The organism is Streptomyces hygroscopicus (assembly GCF_026168105.1).
GTDB lineage: Bacteria > Actinomycetota > Actinomycetes > Streptomycetales > Streptomycetaceae > Streptomyces > Streptomyces hygroscopicus_D.
On record NZ_LBMW01000031.1, the window covers coordinates 20729 to 42174 of the forward strand.

Consider the following 21446-nt stretch of genomic DNA (forward strand, 5'->3'; position numbering starts at 1 on the left):
GTTCACCACCGAGTGCCGGTTCATCACGTCCATCATCGAGTGCCGGTCCATCACGCCTGCTCAGCCGTCGAAGTGAATCAGTGGCTTGATGATCCCGTCGGCCCCGGCTTCCATCATCCGGAAGGCCCGCTCGACCTCCTCGAAACCGAACTCGTGCGTGGTCATCTGGGTGGGGTCCACCCTGCCGTACTCCATCAACCGGAAGATCCGGCGCAGACGCTCCCTGCCCCCTCGGTTCAGTCCGCCGTAGACCTGCTTGTCGGACATCCCGTATCCGAAGGACTCCAGCGGAATCGTCAGCGGTTCGGGAACCTCACCGTGGTAGCCGACATTGGAAATGCGGCCTCCCGGTTTGGTGACGCGGAACGTCGCCTCCCAGGTCCCGGGCGTCCCCAGGGCTTCGATGGCCGCGTCCACACCCTGGCCCTCTGTCAGCTCGAGAATCCGCTCGACGGGATCGCACCGGGTATGGTCGACGATCACATCAGCGCCGAAGTGACGGGCCACTTTCTGCCGTTCGGGCCGCGACTCGACGGCGACGACGAGCCCGGCACCGCGCAGCCGGCACCCGATGGTGGCCGAAAGGCCCACCGCCCCCTGGGCGAACACGGCAACGGTCTGACCGAAGTCGAGCTCCGCGCGTTCTGCGGCCACGAATCCGGTCGACAGCATGTCCGTCGCGTACAACGCCTGGTGGTCCGACAGTGTCTCGGGAATCGGAGCGAGATTCGCCTGCGCGTTGTTGACGAGGAAGTACTCGGCGAGGCTCCCGTCCATCCGGACGGTGAACCTCGCGCCGCCCATCATTCTGCCCTCGCACTGCGAGGACAGACCGCGCTGACAGAACTCGCACTGAAAGCACGGCGTGACCCCGCTCACCGCCACACGCTCACCCTCGGACAGCCCTTCCACGGCCGAGCCGAGCGCGTGGATCACCCCCACCGCCTCGTGGCCCAGTGTGACCTCGGGGGCGACCCGGATCACTCCTCGCACCGTATGGACATCGGAGCTGCAGATCATGGCGGCGGTCGTACGCACCACGGCGTCATTCGGCCCCGGCTTCGGAATGGGTTTGTCGAGGACCGCGACCTCGCCGATTTTCCTCATGACAAAGGATTTCATGGTGTCTGCGGCAATCTCTCGGGCCACAAGTCGTTGAGGCACGGGCTGCGAGGTAAGCTGCAACTGCCCTGGCTCATCCCCGAATAACGCCTCTTCAGCGTCATCCACGACGGCATTCCCCGCAACTTCTACGCCCTCGGCGCGCAACTTGTCCGGCCCGAGGGGCATGCGGCACGCAGGGAATGCCGAGGTGAGGAGTACAGGTGATGAGTCGGCACACGCAGACTCGCGGGCTCGGGGGAATGCTGGTACGGCGGGACAACCCCGAATACGAGGACTTGCGCAGAAGCGCGGTGTGGAACGGCCTCACACCTGCGCGGTTCCCGGATGTCATCGTGCGCCCCGCCACGACCGCCGACGTCGTCGAGGCGGTCCGCCTGGCCCGGTCCCAGGGACTCCGGATCGCCCTGCGGTCCGGGGGACACAGCTGGTGCGGGTCACCGCTGCGCGACGGTGGCATGCTCATCGACCTGTCCGGGCTTCGCGCGTGCACCGTCGACCCGGCCTCCGCGACGGCCACGGTGCAGCCCGGCACCACGGGCCGGGAGCTCAGCTCGGAACTCGGCCGTCATGGGCTCGCTTTTCCCACCGGCCACTGCGGATCCGTCGCGGTCGGCGGATACCTCCTGAGCGGCGGACTCGGCTGGAATTCCGGTGCCCGTGGGCCGGCGTGCGCCGACGTGGAGGAAATCGAGGCCGTCACCGCCGACGGCGAGTCGGTCACCTGCAGCGACCGGGAGCATCCCGACCTGTTCTGGGCGGCACGGGGAGCGGGGCCCGGCTTCTTCGCGGTGGTCACCTCCTTCCGCCTCAGGCTGTATCCGCGTCCCGGCGCGATCACGAGCACCACCTGGAACCTGCCCCTCGCGGATGTCGCCGAGGTGACGCACTGGGCCACCGGGGTGGCCTCGGAGCTCCCCCCGGATGTGGAGCTGAGCTTCTGCCTTGCCTCGGCGGACCCCGGCACGGACGCGAGCCCCAAGGTGGTGAACGTAACCGGGACCGCCTTCGCCTCGTCACGGCAGGAGGCCGACGAGTTCCTCGAGCCGCTCCGGTACTGCCCGCTCGCCGAACGCGCCCTCTCCCGGCAACTGGACGAGCCGACTGCATTCGAAACGCTGTACGAAGGCGCTGCCTCCGCGTGGCCTCCCGAGCACCGCTACGCGGCGGACACGCTGTGGTCGGACTCCGGCTTTCCCACGCTCCTCGAGCGGCTTGCCGATGCCCTCGACGCGGCCCCGTCGAGCAGGTCGCTCGTACTCGCACCGGTCTCGCCCGCAGGCCGGCCGACACAGGACATGGCCTTCTCGGTGCTCGGGAACAGCTATGTCGTCCCTTACGCCGTCTGGGACGACCCACGCCAGGACGCTGCCAACATCGGCTGGCTGCGCGACGCCATGCGGGCGGTCGAACCCCTGGGTACAGGCCACTACATCGCCGAGGCCGACCTCACCGCCGCGCCGTCGCGTGCTCGCCGGTCCTTCGCCCCGGACGACTGGACGCGCCTGCAGAGCCTCAAAGCGCAATACGACCCCGACGGCGTCTTCCGTTCCTATCTGTCACCGGATGAGGCCACACCGTAACGATCCGGGTGGGAGCGCCCGACGGCGACGTTCGGCTCATCGCCGTGTTCGCTCGCGGTGTTCGCTCGTCCGCGTTCGCTCGCTGTTGAGTTGACAAGGATCGCCACCACTCGATCACGCGGCGTGACTACTAGTCCCGTGCCGGTGTCTTCTTCCGGATCAGCAGGAGGGCCGCCCCGCCGATCAGGACCAGGCCGATGGCCGTCCCCGTGATGATCGGTGTCGTGTTCGATGAGCCCGTCTCTGCGAGGTTCGTGTCGGCGGGCGCCGTGCCGCCCACGGTCGCCGGACTGGGCTGACTGAGCGTCTGCGCCGTCAGGCCGCCGGTACTGCTCTCGGTTTTGCAGTCGAGGACGCCCTTGAACCACTCCCTGTAGCCGCCCGGCCCCTTGATCGTGAAGTCGTACGCCTGATCCTCCTGCAGGGCGATCGCCACCGTCTGCGAGTGGCTCGCCGGGATGGTGTGCTCGGCGCCCATCAACTCGAACGTGAACGCCGCGTCGCCCTTGTTCACCGCGGTGATGTCCACGCTGCCCCTGGCGCAGTCCCGCTCGGCCGACAGGGCGGGTATCGGGCCCTTGGCGGCCCAGCCCGCCGTCGCCGTCGCCGCGACTGTGGACTCGCTGGAGCCAGCGAGTATCTGCGTCTGGCTGCGGCTCTCGGAGACGAAGGCACGGCCCACCGGGACGGTGGTCGAGGCCTGCACCGTCAGTGCGGCCGAACCGTCCTGCGCCCTCTTCGGCACCTGGAAGTAGATCCGACTGCCGTCGACCGCGGACGTGATCTTCTTGCCGTCCTTGTCGACGACCTTCACCCCGCTCGTCGCTGCGTCCGCGGGCGGCGTGACCGTCACGCTGTCCGCATTCGTGTGCACCGTGACCGGGCCGAGCCGCCCGCCCGGGTGGCCCGAGACGGCGGGCGGGTCGAGAGCGAGGGAAGCAGCGGGTTCCGGGAGTTTCAGTGCCTGCTTCTCCAGGTAGTCCGCGAGCTTCTCCGCCCGGGGGTCGACCGCGTCCACATGGGCACCGTCCGAGTAGCGCCAGATCGCCACCTGGGTACCCGCCGCCGCGTCCTGCTCGGTGAGACCCGCGGCGCCTGCCTTGGCCGCCAGCGCCGCCAGATCGTTGACCTGGGGGTAGGAGTTGCGCAGGATCCAGCGGATCTTTCCGGCGTTCTTGTTCCCGCTCAGCGACGTGCCGCTCCAGGACGTCTCGTGGTACTTGGCGTCCTTCTGCGTCGGGTTGTGGACGTCGATGCAGTACGTCTGCAGGGTGCCGCCGTTGTCGACGGACATCTCGAACAGACCCGCGCGCACCTGCTCGTCCCTGCCGGCCCCATGGATGACGGCCGCCCCGTACACCTTGAGGTCGCCTATCGTCGCGGTCGCTCCACCCTCGGTCTGCGGTGTCCCGTCGGCAGCAGCCACGTCCGCGGTGGCCAACGGGCCCGCCGCGACGAGTCCGGACACCAACGTCGCGGCGGCGAGGCGGGCGGCACCTCGCCTGTGCGCGGACGGCGCAGAGAACGCAGAAAACACAGAACTCCCCTTCGAGTAGGACCCGTTGACATGAGGGGGGGGGGCGGTCCTACCAGCAGAATCAGAAGCCTCTGAAGCTACGCTCGGCATCCTAAGGATGCGGCGCCCCCGGCTTCCCGATGATGACGCCGGAAGGCCGATCCGACTCGCAATCGTTATCGCACACACAGCCCCTGAGCTGCGCTTATCCACAAATGACTTCGGACCGTTCGGGTATGGGTCAACACATTCGGCGATAAGCGACAGTTCGGCCGGGGCGAGGCGAACACGCCTGACGTCATGTCACTGCAACTGATTCCGGGAGCTGTTGGGCCGTCGCCTCTGGCGGGTCCGTGTCCCCGCTCCGACTCATCGGATCCGTCTCCCAGTTGGGCTCCGGCTGCGAGGGGGCGCCGGTCTGCGTCTCGGTCCGCGACGACCGTCGGAAGGCCGACGTGCCCCGTGACAGATCATGGCCGATCGCGGCCGCGTCGAGGTCCGCCGACAGCCAGCCCTGCCCGTCCCGCTGCTCGGTCCGCACCTTCAATCGTCCCTGGACGAGAAGCGGGTCACCGACGGCCACGGATGCGGCGACATTCGTGGCCAGGGAGCGCCGGGCCCACACCGTGAAGAAGTTCGTGTGCCCGTCCGTCCACGTGTTCTTCTCGCGGTCCAGATACCGCGCCGTCACCGCCAGCCGGAAGCGCGCAGTGGGACCCGTAGGCGATTCCCGGTAGACCGGCTGAGTGGCGACGTTGCCGACCACGCACACCGTCGTCTCGTTCATGCGATACCCCTCCCTCACCCCGGCTCTCGCACGGGGACGGAACGCGTACGGGCCCGTCCCGTACGGCTGCGTCTGCCGCGGCGGTACGCCTTGTCGCATACCGCCACCGGTGCGACGACCGCGTTCGCCGCGTTCGCCGCGAGATCAGACTGCCTCCGTCGGCCCGAGCCCGCTGAGCACTGTGTGTTACCGCCCGGTTGTGGACAACTCCACCACCCGAACGAGTTCTTCCATCGTGTCCGTCCTGTCCGTCCTGTCCGCCCCACCCGTCCTGTCCGTCTCGTCCGTCCTCCTCGCTCCTCTCCCCCCCGGCAGCCGGGCTCCCGCCTCGCCCGCCGCCCGTCGCAGGGCCGGGGCTCAACCCACCCGTGCCCCCACCCCGGCTCCCATGACCTTCGCGTACTGCTCCCGCGCCTCCTGGTACCGCAGCAGCTCCGCGGCCACCGGGTCCAGGACCCGGGCCCGCCCGCACCCGGCTGCGGCCTCCCGCAGCCGCCTTTCCGCTTCGAGCCCATGGCGCCGGGCCGGTCCGCGCGCGGCCATCCTGCAGCTCCACTCGACGGCCGAGCCGCCGACAAGGCCGGCCAGGATCAACAGCGGCGGCACCCCGAGGTTCGACGACATGAACCCGAGGACCTGTCCCAACAGCCAGAGCACGCCGAGGACTTGGAGGAGCGTCATTGACACCTGGGCCAGCACGGCGATGGGCCACCAGCCGGGCCGGGTTGACCGTCCCTCGGGTGCAGTGGTGCGCCCCGCCAACTCGTCCAACGCCTCCGGCAGTCCCTGCGCACCCCGTACCGCCGCCTCGCGCACCGCCTGGGCCCAAGGCACGGGCAGTCCGCTCGCCGCGCGGTCCGCCACCGTCCGTACGGCCTGCTCGACGCGCTGTCGAGCGGTGACCTCCTCGTCCACGGGCGGTTGTACCGGCAGCCTCCCCGTGGAGGGTTCGCGCCGCTCCCGGTGCCAGCGCCACATCCGCAGCCAGGGCGTACCGCACGCGCGGTTGGCATCGCGCAGCCACGCGCGTTCGGTGGACTCACCCGCGGCGGTCGCGCCCACGGCGTCCGCGAGCCGCCCGGTGAACTCCTCCCGCGCCTCCTCGCTGAGCCCGGTGCGCCGCTCGGTCGCGTACACGGGCCGCAGCCGGGCCGCTGCCGCGTCCACATCTGCGGTGATACGGCGCGCCGCCGCCCCGCGCTCGGCCACGAACTGCCCCAGGGTTTCGCGCAGTTCCCCCACGCCGTCCCCGGTGAGCGCGGACAGGGCGAGCACGGTCGCGCCCGGGTCGCCGTACTCGCCCAGGGCGATTCCGTCCCCGTCGAGCAGCCGTCGCAGGTCGTCGAGCACCTGTTCGGCGGCCTCCCCGGGCAGCCGGTCCACCTGGTTGAGGACGACGAACATCACCTCGGCGTGCCCGGCCAGGGGCCGCAGATAGCGCTCATGGAGGACGGCGTCGGCGTACTTCTCCGGATCGACGACCCAGATGACCGCGTCCACGAGCGCCAGGATCCGGTCGACCTGTTCCCGGTGCCGCACGGCCGCGGAGTCGTGGTCGGGAAGGTCGACCAGGACGAGCCCGCGCAACTGCGATTCCGCGTCCGGGTTCGGCAGGGGGCGTCGGCGCAGCCGTGCCGGAATGCCGAGCCGGTCGATGAGCGGGGCGGCGCCGTCGCTCCAACTGCACGCGATCGGCGCGCCGGTGGTCGGCCGACGAACCCCCGTATCCGAAATGACCGCTCCGGCAAGTGCGTTGAAGAGCGTCGACTTGCCGCTGCCGGTGGCGCCCGCGATGGCGACCACGGTGTGCTCCGCGGAGAGCCTGCGGCGCGCGGCCGCCTCGTCCAGCACCCGTCCCGCCTCGGCGAGCGTGCGGCTGTCCAGCCGGGTCCGCGACAGTCCCACCAACTCGCGCAGCGCGTCCAGCCGCGGCCGCAGGGACGCCTCGTGCGCGAGGGAGGCGGGCTGCCGTACGGTCGAGCAGAGCGGCTCCACGAACGGGGCCGCCTCCTGCGCGACTGAGGTCGTCCCGGGCATCCGCCTGGCGATCAGCCCGTCGTCCCAGACGGCCCCGGAGGCGGTACGTTCCGCAGGGTCGCCACACGTCACGCACGCGTGCCGGGTGTCGTCCAACCGTGTCTCGGCCTCGGACCGCAATCCGCCCCCGGTCCGCCCCCCGCTCTCGGACCTCATCCGGCGCTCCGGGCGCCTCTCGGCCGTAGGCCTTCCCCCGGCCGTAGGCCTTCCCCGGGCCGCGGCGACCGATCCGTCCGACGGCTCGTCCTCCGGGTCCTCGGCGTGCTCCTTGTGGCCAGTGACGGCAGTCACGCGGTCACCTCTCCTTCTGCAGTACGGACAGCGCTGCAATGAGTTCGGCCTGAGGCTCGGCGTGGACCTCGAGGGCGTCGAGGGGGGCCAGACGACGCTCGCGTTCCGTATGCAGGGCCCGGTCGAGGTATTCGGAGAGCAGCCGTGCGGCGCGGTCGCGAAGCCGCAGTGCCCGGTGTGCGCCGATCCGCTCGGCGAGCTCTTCGCCGGCCGCCTGCGCCCGGCGGCCGCCCAGAAGGGCCGTGGCGACGAGAGCGGCCACCACCTCAGTGTCCGGGGCAGTGCTCCTGTCGAGGTCACGCGACTCTTCCTCGGCGTACTCCTCGAGGACGCGCCGCCAGCGTCGTACGGTCATCCCGATGCGGTGCTCGGCGCTCTCCAGGGTCGGGTCACGGTCCGCCAGTCCCGCAGCGCCCGCCGCGGGTTCGCGCCGCCAGGCTTCGTCAATGCGCTCGTCGGCGGCTGTGACGGCGCACAGCAGAAGGACGCCCAGATTCTCGACGAGGGCGTCCAGCAGTTCACCGGCACTGCAGTCCAGGGGGTAGCTGCGCCATCGCTTCAGAGCGTCGCCGGCGAGGACGGCACCGGCCTTCAAAGACCTGCGCACGCGCGCGTACTCACTGTCGTAGGCCGTGTCGACGGCCGAGGTGAGCCGCAGCGCCGCCGCGTACTGGGCGGCGGCTGCCCCGGCCAGCTCGGGCATGCGGGACTTCAGGGAGTCGAGAACGCCATTGGCCGTACGGAGCGCGGCGGCCTCCCGGGCGGCTGGGTCGTGCACCTGGTGCGTGAGCCAGGTGAGCAGGGGCGCGACCGCCGTCGTGGGCAGGAGTCCCCCTCCCCAGGCGGACTCGGGCAGCTCGGGCACGGTGAAGCGGGGCACGTCACCCAGCCCGGCCTTGGTGAGCAGGGCGCCGTACTGCCGCGACACCTCGGAGACAACCTGGTGCGGTACCCGGTCGAGCACGGTGATGAGGGTCGCCCGGTGCTCCTTCGCGGTGCGCAGCAGGTGCCACGGCACGGCGTCGGCGTACCGGGCGGCGGTGGTGACCAGGATCCAGATGTCGGCGGCGCTGATCAGCTCGGCGGCGAGGATCCGGTTGCCCGCGACCAGCGAGTCGATGTCGGGAGCGTCGAGCAGGGCGAGCCCCGGCGGAAGGGTGTCGGCGGTTTCGATGCGCAGCACCCGCTCCTCGCGCCCGATGCCGTGCAATTCGTCGCCGGGGTCCTGATGGGGCACCCACACACGCGTGAAATCGGGCAGGATGCGCATACCGCTGAACCAGTGGTGGTCCTCGGGATGGCAGACGAGGACCGGCGTACGAGTGGTGGGCCGCAGCACACCCGCCTCGCTGACCTTGCGTCCCACAAGGGAGTTGACGAGGGTCGACTTGCCGGCGCCGGTGGATCCGCCGACGACGGCCAGCAACGGTGCTTCAGGCTCCCTCAGCCGGGGCACCAAATAGTCGTCGAGCTGCGCAAGGAGCTCGTCGCGGTTGGCACGCGCGCGTGGAGCCCCGCTCAGGGGCAGCGGGAAGCGTGCGGCGGCAACACGGTCGCGCAGAGCGGAGAGTGTGTCGAGCAGCTGAGGCCGTACGTCCAAGGTCACCACATGTGAAGAATGCCCAATTTTGGGTGATTTATGAAGCATATGATGGTGTCTGCGCGCCGATAGGACACATGGGACGGAAGGGGCGACTGGGACGCAGGCATAACGAGTGCACAACACCCGGGGCGCGGGGCGCCAAAAGCGATGCACGATTCGCACCTGCCTGCGATTATCGGACCGCTTCACTGAACCTCCACATCGAGCCACGGAGGCGAAGCATCAGGGACAAGGACCCGGGAGCCCTATCCTTGTCCCCGGCAAGGTCACGGATCAGCCCACACCCGGGCACCACGACAGGCCACCACACCGGCCCCCGTAGCTCAGTGGATAGAGCAGGCGCCTTCTAAGCGCTTGGCCGCAGGTTCGAGTCCTGCCGGGGGCGCCACTGAGAGCCCTCCCCGCGGGAGGGCTTTTTTGCTGGTCAGAGTGGGTGATGCTCGGCACGAGTCAGCCCCGGACACCCCCTTGATGATCAAGGGAAGACTCCGGGGCCGTCCGGCTGTCACCGGGTTTTTGCGGGTGGCCGTGTCGAATGCGTGTCCAAGTTCTGGGCCGAGGGTCAGTCGGCGGACGGCCGCTCGTGGAGATCTCCGGCAGCTTCAAGCCGCCTCTTCAGGTCGGGCAGCTGGCCCTCGATGCATCGGGCGTAGGCCGCAAGGAGCACGGCAACGTTCCTGCACCCCAGTTATCCTGCCTTGTCCTGAACAAGTCAGGGAGGCCCCCACCATGAGCAGCACCACGCCCTTTCCCGAGCGGATCGAGCTCTCAGGGGAGGGGCTCGTTCTCCGCGACTGGACGGAGACGGACCTGGCCGCGATGCCGGAGCTGTTCGATCACCCCGACATCGCGTACTGGACACCGATCGTCTCCCCCTTCGACGAAGCGGCCGCCCGCGCACGACTGGACCGGGATCGGCAGCTGCGAGCGGAGGGCACGACCATCCTGCTCGCCATCACCGTCGACGGCGGCGCACCGCTCGGCGAGGTGATGCTACGGCGTATCCCCGAGGGCACAGAGCTCGGCTATGCGGTCGGCCCGGCGCACCGCGGCCAGGGACTGGCGGCGCGGGCGGTGCGGGTGATGGCCGCGTACGCCTTCGAGCAGCTGGGCGCGGAGCAGGTGATCCTGGAGCTGGAGGCCGAAAACGACGCCAGCGTCGCCGTGGCCACCAAGGCGGGCTTCAGACTGCTCGACGTGCCGCTGATCAGGGGTGAGGAGAAGGGGCGGCCCTACGCCCTGCAGACGTGGGGTCTGAACCGCTCATGATTGACCCGCCCTACGCCCCACTGGAGCCCTGCCCACATCCGGATCTGTTCGACATCTGACATCCGCGTCTGACAACAACGGCAGTGGTCGTGAACGGCCTTGAGCTACCTCTCATGACCTACGCCTCCCCAAGTCCACACGGCTGAAGGCGCAATGGACCGAACTCCTGAAGCGGGTGTCGCAAGACGGCATCCTGCTGCGGGAGGAGAGAGAAGGGTTGATCAGGAGGTGTCTCCTCCCGACATGGCCCTTCGCTGGTTCAGGTGCTGTCCCATACATGCACGTGCCGATGTGCCCTACGAGTGAATCCAGCCGTTCGTTGATTGGCAGCCGACGTGACAGCGGGAAGGCCATTCTGAACACCGGACAAGTGACGGGCAAGGAGCGCCCTATGCCGAAGTTCCTCATCCAGTCCACCTACACGCCCGAGGGGACGAAGGGCTTGCTCGAGGAAGGCGCAAGTGGCCGCCGCGCCGCTGTCGAACAGGTCGTCGCCGGCCTCGGCGGGACAGTCGAGGCCATGTACTTCGCCTTCGGAGAGGACGACCTCGTGTGCATCCTCGACCTCCCCGACCCAGTCTCCATGGCCGCCGTAAGCCTCAGCGTCAAGGCCAGCGGAGCGCTCCACACCCGAGCCACTCCCCTCCTCACCCTCGACGAGATCGACGAGGCTGCCCGCCGGCAGGTCACCTTCCGCCCTCCCGGCGCGTAAGCCAAGACGGCCTGGCCCGGGAGAGCCCGCCAGACGCGTCACAGACCGTGCGGGCAACCCAGCGAGCAGGGGCGCCCGGTGGAGACGGCGGACATCATGGTGCCCGCCGTTCACTGCAAGATCGTCTATGTGATCCCGATCAACCGTCACTAGCCTTGCCGGCGCCGCCTGTCGAAAGCCTTGCCGGCGCCGCCTGTCGAAAGCCTTGCCGGCGCCGCCTGTCGAAAGCCTTGCCGGCGCCGCCTGTCGAATGCGTGCCTAAGACCGGTCGAGCAGATATGTGACACCCGACCCGCAAAGCGGCGCTTGACCACAGGTTCGAGTCCTGCCGGGGCACCGGTTTCTGCCCTCCCCGTTGCCCCCTCAGGGAGGGCTTTTTGCTGGTCAGAGTGGGCGATGCTCGGCACGAGTCAACCCCGGATACCCCCTTGATGATCAAGGGAAGACTCCGGGGCCGTCCGGCTGTCACCGGGTTTTTGCGGGTGGCTGTGTCGAATGCGTGTCGAAGTTCTGGGCCGAGGGTCAGTCCGCGGACGGCCGCTCGGGGAGATCTCCGGCAGTTTCAAGCCGCCTCTTCAGGTCGGGCAGCTGGCCCTCGATGCATCGGGCGTAGGTCGCCAGGAGCACGGCGACACTGTTCCCGGCCCACTCCGCCACCTGGGCGGGCGGGATTGCGTCGTTGAGCCACTTCGTCAGCCGCGTGTTCCGGTTGTCGTACACGCCGCCCGGTCGGCGACTCGAAGACGTGCGGCGGCAGCACGGCCTTGCGCGCACCGCGCCAGGCCCGACGGATGAGGGAACCGGCGAGGATGCCGTCCGACTCCCCCTGGAAGAGCAGATCACCCGGCCGGAGCTGTTCGGGGATGACGCAGACGCCAGCCTAGGCAGGTAGACCTCAGTGTGCCCCTGACTCGTGTGGAAAAACCACAGGTCGCCTGGATCCCGGAAGGGTTGAGCTCATAGCCACGGACCCCAGCGAGTACCAGGCGGCAGTGCCGATCCTGGCCGCGTACCTCGCGAAGATCGAGCGAGCAGTTCACCGGACCCGTTGATCACGCGGGTTCCCAGCGCCATCCGTTGTTGTTCCGGCAGACGATGGGGTCGCCTTCACCATCGACGCCGCTCATCCCGTGGTCAGAATTGCGACAGTACTCGCCAGGGCGGTAGCAGCCGCCACTGTTGGTGGTCGGGTAGCAGCTGCCGCGGGCGGAGCCGCCAGAGCCGGAAGAGCCGCCTGATCCGCTGCCGCCGACAGAGGTGTAGCCGCCTCCTGACGTGCTGGAGGAATCGCCGCTTCCACCCGAAGTGCCGTTGTCGGCGTTGGCGCTCGTCGGCGTAGGTGTGGGAATGGGCTTAGGTGGCGGAGTGGGCGTAGGTGTCGGAGTGGGCGTCGGCGCGGGTGTGGGAGTGCGTGGCGGTGTCGGGTGGGTGGGTATGGGGGTTGATGTCCTGACCGTCGGGGTCGGCGAGGGACTGGTGCTGTGGCTGGTGCTGGTTCTCTTGGCGGCGACGCCGGCCACACCCGCGATGATGAAGATCACGACGATCACGCCCAGACACCCCAGGCAGCCGATAAGCCCCTTGTTCGGCTTCTTCTGTGCCGGCTGCGGCGGCACCCACTGAGGCTGCGGCTGAGTAGGCGGTTGCGGCGGATACGACATGGAGAATCCCCCCGATGCGCGCGAACTGGCAATGTGGAGGAAGTGTGACAGGGGATCGCAGATTATGTGACCAATCTGATTGAGATTCATAAATAACGAAGTGGCCCACTCCCTGCCGAAGGTGAGCGGGCACAGGCGGAACAGGTTCAACGGAGGCTGCGATACGCGGCGGTGAGGAGCAGGCCACCCAACCGCCCTGTGGTGCCCGCAGCTGGAGCAGACGACGCCGAGCGTGCCAAGCCCGGGCTGGACTGCGGTGTGCACGTGTAGTGGGGTCGAACCCCTGCAGGGCGTGCAGTCGCCGGGCGACGGGGCAGAGTCAACCACGGTCAACGACGGTTCGGGCCAGTCAAGATGCGCCGGTGACGTGCGGAGACTCCAAAGCCAGACCGACCTGGTTGTCGAGACTGCTTCTGATCTTCGCCCTTACAAAGCAGTGATCATTCGCCATCCTTGCCGTGGAGCCATGCGGCGACGTCGAGGACCCGCAGCGCGCTGATGTCCTTGCCGATCTGAGCCCGATCCCGGACCTGTTCGAGGTGAGACACGAGCTTCCGTTGGTCACTGCGAAGCGCGGTGCGCACATCGGACCAGAAGGTCAGGTCCATCGCTGGACGCTTGAAGACCTTCTTGATCACTGAATCGTAGACAGGCAGGAGGCGTGGACGCTTGCGGGCGAGCAATTTGCCGGCACCGACAGGGCCGATGCCGTCGACCTCGCGCAGGCATGTCCAAAGCTTCCATGCTGGACTGTCCTTGGTGATGTGCGTCGGCTCCGCATCGACGAGGTCGGTCTCAGCCGCCGTGTGCCGGATGTGGATCTCTAAATCTCACGCTCGGCCTGCCGTGCTGCTTCAATGAACGAGTCGACCGAGGCCAGGTAGGCGTCAACGGCCCGGCGGAAACTCTGGGCCTGGCGTATGTCTTCCTGGACGGCGATGAGACGGCCGTACGCCTCGCCGGAGGCCGCGTGGACTGCGTTGGCCGCCGCTATCGGCTCGGGGCGGCACTCCAGAGAGACGACGGACAGGGAACGCAGGAAGGGCCCGTAGGAGTCCCGCAGTTGGTCCCGGAGCTCTGTGAGGGATGCCAGTCGTTCCTCTTGGTCTTCTTCCTTCAAGTACTTGGGGATTCTGCGGTACAGGATCCCCATTTCATTGGCCTGCTGGATGAAGTCCAGCTGTGTGGCTCTGCGTGCCTCGCGCTCCCGAGCGATGTGCGCGGCTTCGGCGGCGGCTTGGGCTTGGACGCGAGCGGCTTGCGCGTTGCCTCTGCTGGTCACCCAACTGGCGACCACCGCTGTGGTAGCGGTCAGCAGGGCCACCCACAAAGCGCCGTTGTCCATGACGCACAGTGTGTGTGACACCGACCAACATGCACAGAGGGCGCCGGTTCTTGGGCTCGCTCGGCCGGGGCAAAGGGCGGGGCGGCGGTCTGTGCGCCCGTGCGGTGCCCCCGGCCTTGGTGGCTGCAGAGCCCCTGGGACGGCACAGCAGGGAAGACCATTTGCACGAGAAGTGCCGCTGCTGCCGCCGGCCACCTCAGGCAGGCGCGGCGGGACAGTGGGACACCGCCTGCTCAGGGTTTTCCCCCTGCCTCAAGGGCACTCGGCCAGTGAGTGCGGAGGTACTGAGATGAGTGCTGGAGAGAAAGCCAAGGCAAAGGCCGAACAGGTTGTAGGAAAAACTGTGCGAAAGGTGGCCCACGCGGTACACAAAGATACCCTCGCAGCAAAGGGTGCCGCCCTCGAAGCGCGGGGCAAGATGCGGGGCGCGAATGAGAGGACCAAGGACTCCTTCAAGCGCTGACAATGCTGACAATGTCGTGACATCGAGACACCGTGGGCGCGTGGCGCTGAACCGCTTGGAGGGCGGTGGCCTCGTGCCAGGGAGCGCAACAGGAGTTGTCCGCGTCCTCGTGCGGTGGGCGCTCGGCACACCTCCGACACAGTGTGTGCCGCCGGCGCCCTCTGACGAACTCCGCCGCAGGTCAGAGAGCCATGCAGGGTGATCGGCGCAATCACTCCGGAGCAATGTGCGCAGGTTCGAATCCTGTCGGGGCGCTGCGTCCGAACAGGCGATAAGCGTCGAACGGCCCCCTCGGAGTGATCTCCGAGGGGGCCGTTCGTGCCCCGGGGTACCAACGGGGGACAGCGCTCTGGCGGCGTTCTCGGCCGCACCCGGGGGCACAGAAGGCAGGACAGGGTAGGGATGGCGGCCGCCTTCGCCATCTTGATCAGGCTCGGAGGGCTTGGGTGTCTGCATCTGCGCCGGTGGGCCCTCGGGGAGCCGTGTGCGGCCGGCCGGTGCTCATTGCCGGCTGGCTCCTCTGCCTTCCCGGCTCCCCGCGCGTGCCTTCCCGGCTCCCCCGCGACCCGGCGCGGCGTTCAGTACTGCTCGGTCTCCATGAAACCCGTGTTCGCGTTGTCGTCCGCGTCGAAGGCGGCGGCGGTCGGGTCGAATCCGGGCGGGCTGTCCTTGAGGGCCAGGCCCAGGCCGGCCAGCTTCGCCTTGACCTCGTCGATGGACTTCGCACCGAAGTTGCGGATGTCCAGCAGGTCGGCCTCCGAGCGCGCCAGGAGCTCACCCACCAAGTGGACGCCCTCACGCTTGAGGCAGTTGTAGGAGCGGACCGTGAGCTCCAGCTCTTCGATGGGCAGCGCCAGGTCGGCGGCGAGGGCGGCGTCCGTCGGGGACGGACCCATGTCGATGCCCTCGGCTTCGATGTTCAGCTCGCGGGCGAGACCGAACAGCTCGACCAGGGTCTTGCCGGCCGACGCCATGGCGTCACGCGGCCGCATGGCCTGCTTGGTCTCGACGTCGACGATCAGCTTGTCGAAGTCGGTGCGCTGCTCGACGCGGGTCGCCTCGACCTTGTACGTGACCTTCAGAACCGGCGAGTAGATCGAGTCGACCGGGATACGGCCGATCTCCTGGCCCACCTGCTTGTTCTGCACGGCGGAGACGTAACCGCGACCGCGCTCGACGGTCAGCTCCATCTCCAGCTTGCCCTTGCCGTTGAGCGTGGCGAGGACGAGGTCGGGGTTGTGCACCTCGGCACCGGCCGGCGGCGCGATGTCGGCGGCGGTGACCAGACCCGGGCCCTGCTTGCGCAGGTACATCACGACTGGCTCGTCGTGCTCCGAGGAGACGACCAGCTGCTTGATGTTGAGGATCAGGTCGGTGATGTCCTCCTTGACGCCCGGCACGGTGGTGAACTCGTGCAGGACGCCGTCGATGCGGATGCTGGTGACAGCAGCGCCGGGGATCGACGACAAGAGGGTGCGGCGGAGGGAGTTGCCGAGGGTGTAGCCGAAGCCCGGCTCCAGCGGCTCGATCACGAACCGGGAGCGGAACTCGTCGACGACCTCTTCGGTCAGTGACGGACGCTGAGCAATCAGCACGAGGTATTGCCTCCAATGTTCGGCGCCCGCTATGTGACGCCGTAGACACCACGAAGGGTACGTGCGGTTCGGCCTCCCGTGAGGCCGAACCGCCCGTACCCCTCCCGTCTGTAGACCGGTCGGCAGGCTCGGCTCTTGCTGGAGTGGAGTCCAACGATCAGCTACTCCCGCTCCTGAGAGCCGGCCACCAGCGCAGTTCGGAGGCGCATACTGGGGGCGATGACAAAGCCTGCTGCACCCAAGCGTCACTTGCCCACCAGCCCCTTCAGCGCCCCGGTCGCGCCGACTCCCAAGCACTTCGCCGTGGGCGATCAGGTCACACACGACACCTACGGCCTCGGCCGGGTGATCGGCATCGAGGACGGAATCGCGGCGCTCGTGGATTTCGGCTCGGCGCAAATGCGGATCTTGAGCCCGTACGCCAAGATGACCAAGCTGTAGGACCGCTGTGCCCGGGTCACGGCACGCCAGGCTCCCTTCAGGTGCCTGTCACGAACACGCCAGGCCCCTTCAGGTGCCTGTGACGAACACGCCAGGCTCCTTCAGGTGCCTGTGACGAAAGGCTGACGGCTTGGGGGAGACGATCAACTCCGATTCGTCCCCACGGCCCGGCAGGCACGGCTTGCTCCGGTCGACGCCCCTGCATCGTGGCTGAGGCCGGTGGGGGTGCAGCGAGGCATACGCGCGCCTGATCGGGCGGCGCACCCGCCGCCGTGGCTGACCGTCGTCGGCCGAGGAACATGCGGCGCGTATCGAAGGTGTCCGCCGTCGACCACCCGGCCGGTTCGTGGTGATCGGCTCTGGGCCGTCCCTGGGCCGTCCGACGCCCCCGAGGCCGACCAAGGCGACCGACGGTGACAGTCGAGTCACAGCCGCCAGTAGCGAAGCCCCAGGTCAGAGCCCCCGGGCGATACGGGTTTCCGTCAGGGGCTGGCCGTCGGGCAAGATGGGGTGTATCTGCCCACTGCCAGATTTCAAGCTGCCGGACGGTTTCTCTTGGCTGAGTTCATTTACACCATGCGCAAGGCGCGCAAGGCGCACGGCGACAAGGTGATTCTCGACGACGTCACCCTGAACTTCCTTCCGGGTGCGAAGATCGGCGTCGTCGGCCCGAACGGCGCCGGTAAGTCGACCGTCCTCAAGATCATGGCGGGCCTGGAGCAGCCGTCCAACGGCGACGCGTTCCTGACGCCCGGCTACAGCGTCGGCATCCTGCTCCAGGAGCCCCCGCTGAACGAGGAGAAGAACGTCCTGGAGAACGTCCAGGAGGGTGTCGCCGAGGTCAAGGGCAAGCTCGACCGGTTCAACGAGATCGCCGAGCAGATGGCGGTCGAGTACACGGACGAGCTCATGGACGAGATGGGCAAGCTCCAGGAGCAGCTCGACCACGCCAACGCGTGGGACCTGGACGCTCAGCTGGAGCAGGCCATGGACGCCCTGGGCTGCCCGCCCGGCGACTGGGCCGTCACCAACCTCTCCGGTGGTGAGCGCCGCCGCGTCGCGCTGTGCAAGCTCCTGCTCGAGCAGCCCGATCTGCTGCTGCTCGACGAGCCCACCAACCACCTCGACGCCGAGTCCGTGAACTGGCTGGAGCAGCACCTCGCCAAGTACCCGGGCACCGTCGTGGCCATCACCCACGACCGCTACTTCCTGGACAACGTCGCCGAGTGGATCCTCGAGCTCGACCGGGGCCGTGCCTACCCGTACGAGGGCAATTACTCCACGTACCTGGAGACCAAGGCCACCCGCCTCAAGGTCGAGGGCCAGAAGGACGCCAAGCGCCAGAAGCGTCTGAAGGAAGAACTCGAGTGGGTGCGCTCCAACGCCAAGGGGCGGCAGGCCAAGTCCAAGGCCCGTCTGGCCCGCTACGAGGAGATGGCCGCCGAGGCCGACAAGATGCGGAAGCTGGACTTCGAGGAGATCCAGATCCCGCCGGGCCCGCGTCTGGGCAATGTCGTGGTCGAGGTGAACGAGCTCAACAAGGCCTTCGGCGAGAAGGTCCTCGTCGAGGATCTCTCCTTCACCCTGCCGCGTAACGGCATCGTCGGCGTCATCGGTCCGAACGGCGCGGGCAAGACCACGCTGTTCAAGATGATCCAGGGCCTGGAGACGCCGGACTCCGGTGGGATCAAGGTCGGCGACACCGTCAAGATCTCGTACGTCGACCAGGGCCGAGAGAACATCGACCCGAAGAAGTCGCTGTGGGAGGTCGTCTCCGACGGGCTCGACTACATCAACGTCGGCCAGGTCGAGATGCCGTCGCGGGCGTACGTCTCGGCGTTCGGCTTCAAGGGGCCGGACCAGCAGAAGCCGGCCGGCATCCTCTCCGGCGGTGAGCGCAACCGCCTCAACCTGGCGCTCACCCTGAAGCAGGGCGGCAACCTGCTGCTCCTCGACGAGCCGACCAACGACCTGGACGTCGAGACGCTCTCGTCGCTGGAGAACGCACTGCTGGAGTTCCCCGGCTGCGCCGTGGTCGTCTCCCACGACCGGTGGTTCCTCGACCGCGTCGCCACGCACATCCTCGCGTACGAGGGCGACTCCAAGTGGTTCTGGTTCGAGGGCAACTTCGAGTCGTACGAGAAGAACAAGATCGAGCGGCTCGGCCCGGACGCGGCCCGTCCGCACCGTGCCACCTACAAGAAGCTGACCCGGGGCTGATCTTGCGGCACATCTACCGCTGCCCGCTGCGCTGGGCGGACATGGATGCATACGGCCACGTCAACAACGTGGTGTTCCTCCGCTATCTGGAGGAGGCCCGTATCGACTTCTTGTTCCGCCCGGACAAGCAGTTCAAGCAGGGGTCCGTGGTGGCACGCCATGAGATCGACTACAAGAGGCAGCTGGTCCACCGGCATGCGCCGGTGGACATCGAGCTGTGGGTCACGGTGATCAAGGCGGCGTCCTTCACTCTCGCGTACGAGGTCAAGGACCCGGACCAGGTCTACGTCCGGGCATCCACGGTGATCGTGCCGTTCGACTTCGAGACGCAGCGGCCGCGGCGGATCACCGTGGAGGAGCGGGAGTTTCTGCAGGAGTACAGGGACGAGGAGGAGGCCGTCGCCGCATGACGGTGCTTCATCTCGCCGACGACGGGGAGGCGGCGGACCTAGCCGCCTTCCTCTCCCGGCTGATCCACTACGACCGCGGCGCGGCGGTGCGCCTGCAGGCGACCGGGACGACGCTGGCGGTGTTCGGGCGCCCGCCGTCGTTCGAGGTGCTCGCGGTCCGTGCGGTGCGGCTCGCCAAGCCGTACGAGGAGGGGCTGGACGTCCGGCTCGATATGACCGTGTCGGCCGGTGAACTCCTGGAGGGCGTCGAGGAGTCGGCGGCCACGGCCGCCCTTCCCGAGCCCGTCACCGGGCCGCCGTGGGCGGGGGTCCTCCCGCCGCGCGGCGGCTGGCGTGCCGAGCCGGGGCTGCCGGGACCCGAGGACCTGCGGGCCACCGTGGCCACGGCGGTGGCCGAATTCCGGTCGCGCACGCAGGAGCTGGCGCCCGAGCGGCGGACACGCGCCGAACTCGACAGGATCGGCAGGGAGATCTGGTCCCGCGCGGTGGGGGACACCGGGCTTCCCGTGCGAGCCGTCCACGCGGCGCAGTCGCTCGGCTTTCTGCATCCGGCCTCGAGTGCGCGGGGCGACGAGCCGCTAGGACTGTTCTCGTCGGGCACCTGGCTCAGGCTGCGCACGCCCTACGGCTCCATCGCCGTGCGCCGGGCGGGGCTCGGTGTCCTGGACGTCAGCGTCCGCTGACGGTCCGCTGGGGCATACGGCTCGTCCGCGGGGCTCGCGTGCGCCGCCGGTCACTCCGGCGCCCCCGGGCACCCACTCCGGCGCCAGCCTCCGCACTCACACAGGTGCCGCCCTCATCCACTCCGCCGGTCTCTTCCGCACTCACTCCGGCGTGTTCACCATCGACTGGGCCGCGTACGTCAGGTAGTTCCACAGCGTTGTCTCGTGTTCCTCGGAGAGGCCGAGTTCGTTCACGGCGTCGCGCATATGCCTCAGCCAGGCGTCGTGGGCCTCACGGTTCACCGTGAACGGGGCGTGACGCATGCGAAGGCGGGGGTGGCCGCGGTTCTGGCTGTAGGTCGTCGGGCCGCCCCAGTACTGGATCAGGAACAGGGTCAGACGCTCCTCAGCCGGGCCCAGGTCCTCCTCGGGGTACATGGGCCGCAGGATCGGGTCCTCGGCGACCCCCTCGTAGAAACGGTGCACGAGGCGGCGGAAGGTCTCCTCACCGCCGACCTGCTCGTAGAAGGTCTGCTCCTGAAGCGTGCCGCGCCGAATCTCTTTCACGTGCTCCATGGTCTCAGACGCGACGACCGAGGTCCCAAGGCTTAGGTCCGGTGATCACACCGGCTCCGGCGCACGGCATGCTCGCCCCGGGGCCGCTCCCGCAGCACAGTGGAGATATGGCCGCGCATGCCCTCGATCACGATCTCGAGAACCTCGCCCTGTCGGCGCGGGCGGATCTCCTGCGGGAGATCGACGCGAGCGGAGCCTTTGACCGCGATCCCGTCTGGCGGGAGGCGTTCCGGGCCGTGCCGCGCCATCTCTTCGTGCCGTCCTACTACATCGGCGTCGTCGGCGGCTACGAGCGCAGATGGGGCGGAGACCCCGACCCGCGGCGCAGGGAGCAGTGGCTGCGCGGTGCGTACGAGGACGCCCCGCTGGCCACCCAGGTGCGCGACGGCAAGCTGCTCTCCTCCAGCAGCCAGCCCTCCCTGATGGCGCAGATGCTGGCCGAGCTGGAGGTCGAGGACGGCAACGCGGTCCTGGAGATCGGCGCCGGCACCGGTTACAACGCGGCCCTGCTCGCCCACCGACTCGGCGACGACCTGGTCACCACCATCGACCTCGACCCGGAGATCACCGAGGCCGCACGGCAGCATCTGGCGGCGGCGGGACACCACCCGGCGGTGGTCACGGGCGACGGCGCGCGCGGTGCACCGGAGCGCGCCCCTTTCGACCGGATCATCGCGACCTGCACGCTGAGCTCGGTTCCGGGCGCCTGGCTGGCGCAATGCCGTCCGGGCGCGCGCATCCTCGCGCCGTTCGCGACGGGGCTGCTCGCCCTGTGGGTGCGGGACGCCGGGCACGCCGAGGGGCGCTTCCTGCGCACGCCCGCCTATTTCGTGCCTCTGCGCGGCGGCGCCCGGACCGAGCCGGAGCCACAGGACCTGAGCGGCCTGCCGTACCGGGCGCGCACCCACGAGCTGTTCCGGTTCCTGCTGGCCCTGACACAGCGCAGCCTCGACCCTTACGAGGCCCATCTGCTGTGGGAGCGCGAGCAGCAGCCGACGCGCGACCGGTTCGGGATCACGGTCAGCGGCGACCGTTCCTGGGCCTGGCTGGACGACCCGAAGGGCCCGTACGCCTGGCCGCTACCGTGACCGCCGGACCGCCGGACCGCCGGACCGCCGGAACGCCGGAACGCCGGAACGCCGGAACGCCGGAC

19 protein-coding genes, 1 tRNA gene and 1 pseudogene are annotated in these 21446 nt (G+C 68.7%); 11 read left to right on the forward strand and 10 right to left on the reverse strand.

What is annotated here, in order from left to right; translation table 11 throughout:
* Positions 1-60 precede the first annotated feature (60 nt).
* The gene (locus AAW14_RS26235) at positions 61-1290 is read right to left on the reverse strand and encodes a zinc-binding dehydrogenase (RefSeq protein WP_265566401.1); all 1230 of its coding nucleotides are present in this window, start codon (positions 1288-1290) and stop codon (positions 61-63) included.
* Positions 1291-1328: 38 nt separating this feature from the next.
* On the opposite strand from AAW14_RS26235, the gene AAW14_RS26240 reads away from it, so the two are divergent.
* Positions 1329-2705, forward strand: a complete 1377-nt coding sequence (locus tag AAW14_RS26240; RefSeq protein ID WP_265566402.1) for an FAD-binding oxidoreductase — start codon at positions 1329-1331, stop codon at positions 2703-2705.
* Positions 2706-2835: 130 nt separating this feature from the next.
* On the opposite strand, the gene AAW14_RS26245 is transcribed toward AAW14_RS26240, so the two are convergent.
* The 4 genes from AAW14_RS26245 to AAW14_RS26260 form a co-directional block, all read right to left on the reverse strand.
* Positions 2836-4242 (reverse strand): Cys-Gln thioester bond-forming surface protein, encoded by a 1407-nt coding sequence (locus AAW14_RS26245; RefSeq protein WP_265566403.1) that lies wholly within the window; start codon positions 4240-4242, stop codon positions 2836-2838.
* 277 nt (positions 4243-4519) lie between these two features.
* On the reverse strand, positions 4520-5008 hold the full coding sequence (locus AAW14_RS26250) for a single-stranded DNA-binding protein (protein ID WP_265566404.1): 489 nt from the start codon (positions 5006-5008) through the stop codon (positions 4520-4522).
* A gap of 357 nt (positions 5009-5365) precedes the next feature.
* Entirely contained in the window at positions 5366-7336 is a 1971-nt protein-coding gene (locus AAW14_RS26255) for a GTPase (protein ID WP_265566405.1), read from the reverse strand.
* Positions 7337-7340: 4 nt separating this feature from the next.
* Positions 7341-8945: a dynamin family protein gene (locus AAW14_RS26260; protein ID WP_265566406.1), complete on the reverse strand. Its 1605-nt coding sequence runs from the start codon at positions 8943-8945 to the stop codon at positions 7341-7343.
* A gap of 306 nt (positions 8946-9251) precedes the next feature.
* On the opposite strand from AAW14_RS26260, the gene AAW14_RS26265 reads away from it, so the two are divergent.
* The 4 genes and pseudogenes from AAW14_RS26265 to AAW14_RS26280 all read left to right on the forward strand — a co-directional run.
* A tRNA-Arg gene (locus tag AAW14_RS26265) sits at positions 9252-9327 on the forward strand.
* Positions 9328-9668: 341 nt separating this feature from the next.
* On the forward strand, positions 9669-10208 hold the full coding sequence (locus AAW14_RS26270) for a GNAT family N-acetyltransferase (protein WP_265566407.1): 540 nt from the start codon (positions 9669-9671) through the stop codon (positions 10206-10208).
* Positions 10209-10599: 391 nt separating this feature from the next.
* Positions 10600-10920, forward strand: coding sequence for a GYD domain-containing protein (locus AAW14_RS26275; RefSeq protein ID WP_265566408.1), 321 nt, complete (start codon positions 10600-10602; stop codon positions 10918-10920).
* Positions 10921-10980: 60 nt separating this feature from the next.
* Positions 10981-11073: pseudogene (locus AAW14_RS26280) on the forward strand (GntR family transcriptional regulator); the annotation flags it as partial.
* A gap of 369 nt (positions 11074-11442) precedes the next feature.
* Here AAW14_RS26280 and AAW14_RS26285 read toward each other — a convergent pair.
* On the reverse strand, positions 11443-11640 hold the full coding sequence (locus AAW14_RS26285; RefSeq protein ID WP_265566409.1) for an integrase: 198 nt from the start codon (positions 11638-11640) through the stop codon (positions 11443-11445).
* A gap of 555 nt (positions 11641-12195) precedes the next feature.
* On the opposite strand from AAW14_RS26285, the gene AAW14_RS26290 reads away from it, so the two are divergent.
* Complete coding sequence (locus AAW14_RS26290; RefSeq protein WP_265566410.1) at positions 12196-12543, forward strand: hypothetical protein; 348 nt, start codon at positions 12196-12198, stop codon at positions 12541-12543.
* Positions 12544-13021: 478 nt separating this feature from the next.
* Here AAW14_RS26290 and AAW14_RS26295 read toward each other — a convergent pair whose 3' ends face one another.
* The 3 genes from AAW14_RS26295 to AAW14_RS26305 all read right to left on the reverse strand — a co-directional run bounded on the left by AAW14_RS26295 (position 13022) and on the right by AAW14_RS26305 (position 15984).
* Positions 13022-13402 (reverse strand): DUF6308 family protein, encoded by a 381-nt coding sequence (locus tag AAW14_RS26295; RefSeq protein ID WP_322741123.1) that lies wholly within the window; start codon positions 13400-13402, stop codon positions 13022-13024.
* Positions 13403-13404: 2 nt separating this feature from the next.
* Positions 13405-13926 carry a hypothetical protein gene (locus AAW14_RS26300; protein WP_265566411.1) on the reverse strand — a complete coding sequence of 174 codons (522 nt, stop codon included), beginning with the start codon at positions 13924-13926 and terminating at the stop codon, positions 13405-13407.
* 1041 nt (positions 13927-14967) lie between these two features.
* A complete protein-coding gene (locus AAW14_RS26305) occupies positions 14968-15984 on the reverse strand; it encodes a DNA-directed RNA polymerase subunit alpha (RefSeq protein WP_265566412.1) in 1017 nt (338 codons plus the stop codon).
* Between the two features lie 219 nt (positions 15985-16203).
* On the opposite strand from AAW14_RS26305, the gene AAW14_RS26310 reads away from it, so the two are divergent.
* From AAW14_RS26310 to AAW14_RS26325, 4 genes are all read left to right on the forward strand, one after another.
* Positions 16204-16425: a hypothetical protein gene (locus AAW14_RS26310; RefSeq protein ID WP_265566413.1), complete on the forward strand. Its 222-nt coding sequence runs from the start codon at positions 16204-16206 to the stop codon at positions 16423-16425.
* Between the two features lie 555 nt (positions 16426-16980).
* A complete protein-coding gene (gene ettA, locus AAW14_RS26315) occupies positions 16981-18645 on the forward strand; it encodes an energy-dependent translational throttle protein EttA (RefSeq protein ID WP_265566414.1) in 1665 nt (554 codons plus the stop codon).
* Between the two features lie 2 nt (positions 18646-18647).
* Complete coding sequence (locus tag AAW14_RS26320) at positions 18648-19055, forward strand: acyl-CoA thioesterase (RefSeq protein WP_265566415.1); 408 nt, start codon at positions 18648-18650, stop codon at positions 19053-19055.
* The gene (locus tag AAW14_RS26325) at positions 19052-19738 is read left to right on the forward strand and encodes a hypothetical protein (RefSeq protein ID WP_265566416.1); all 687 of its coding nucleotides are present in this window, start codon (positions 19052-19054) and stop codon (positions 19736-19738) included. The genes AAW14_RS26320 and AAW14_RS26325 overlap by 4 nt, the downstream gene beginning before the upstream one ends.
* Positions 19739-19879: 141 nt before the next feature.
* Here the strand turns inward: AAW14_RS26325 and AAW14_RS26330 are convergent, their stop codons facing one another.
* Positions 19880-20293 (reverse strand): globin, encoded by a 414-nt coding sequence (locus AAW14_RS26330; protein ID WP_265566417.1) that lies wholly within the window; start codon positions 20291-20293, stop codon positions 19880-19882.
* A 107-nt stretch (positions 20294-20400) separates the two neighbouring features.
* Between AAW14_RS26330 and AAW14_RS26335 the strand changes: the two genes are divergently transcribed.
* Entirely contained in the window at positions 20401-21381 is a 981-nt protein-coding gene (locus AAW14_RS26335) for a methyltransferase domain-containing protein (RefSeq protein ID WP_265566418.1), read from the forward strand.
* Positions 21382-21446 lie beyond the last annotated feature (65 nt).

Excerpts from the sequence above, each read along its gene's own strand:
- AAW14_RS26235 (WP_265566401.1), bottom strand. The coding sequence starts at position 1,290 with ATGCCCCTCGGGCCGGACAAGTTGCGCGCCGAGGGCGTAGAAGTTGCG.
- AAW14_RS26240 (WP_265566402.1), top strand. The coding sequence starts at position 1,329 with ATGAGTCGGCACACGCAGACTCGCGGGCTCGGGGGAATGCTGGTACGG.
- AAW14_RS26250 (WP_265566404.1), bottom strand. The coding sequence starts at position 5,008 with ATGAACGAGACGACGGTGTGCGTGGTCGGCAACGTCGCCACTCAGCCG.
- AAW14_RS26270 (WP_265566407.1), top strand. The coding sequence starts at position 9,669 with ATGAGCAGCACCACGCCCTTTCCCGAGCGGATCGAGCTCTCAGGGGAG.
- AAW14_RS26275 (WP_265566408.1), top strand. The coding sequence starts at position 10,600 with ATGCCGAAGTTCCTCATCCAGTCCACCTACACGCCCGAGGGGACGAAG.
- AAW14_RS26300 (WP_265566411.1), bottom strand. The coding sequence starts at position 13,926 with ATGGACAACGGCGCTTTGTGGGTGGCCCTGCTGACCGCTACCACAGCG.
- AAW14_RS26310 (WP_265566413.1), top strand. The coding sequence starts at position 16,204 with ATGACAAAGCCTGCTGCACCCAAGCGTCACTTGCCCACCAGCCCCTTC.
- AAW14_RS26325 (WP_265566416.1), top strand. The coding sequence starts at position 19,052 with ATGACGGTGCTTCATCTCGCCGACGACGGGGAGGCGGCGGACCTAGCC.
- AAW14_RS26330 (WP_265566417.1), bottom strand. The coding sequence starts at position 20,293 with ATGGAGCACGTGAAAGAGATTCGGCGCGGCACGCTTCAGGAGCAGACC.
- AAW14_RS26335 (WP_265566418.1), top strand. The coding sequence starts at position 20,401 with ATGGCCGCGCATGCCCTCGATCACGATCTCGAGAACCTCGCCCTGTCG.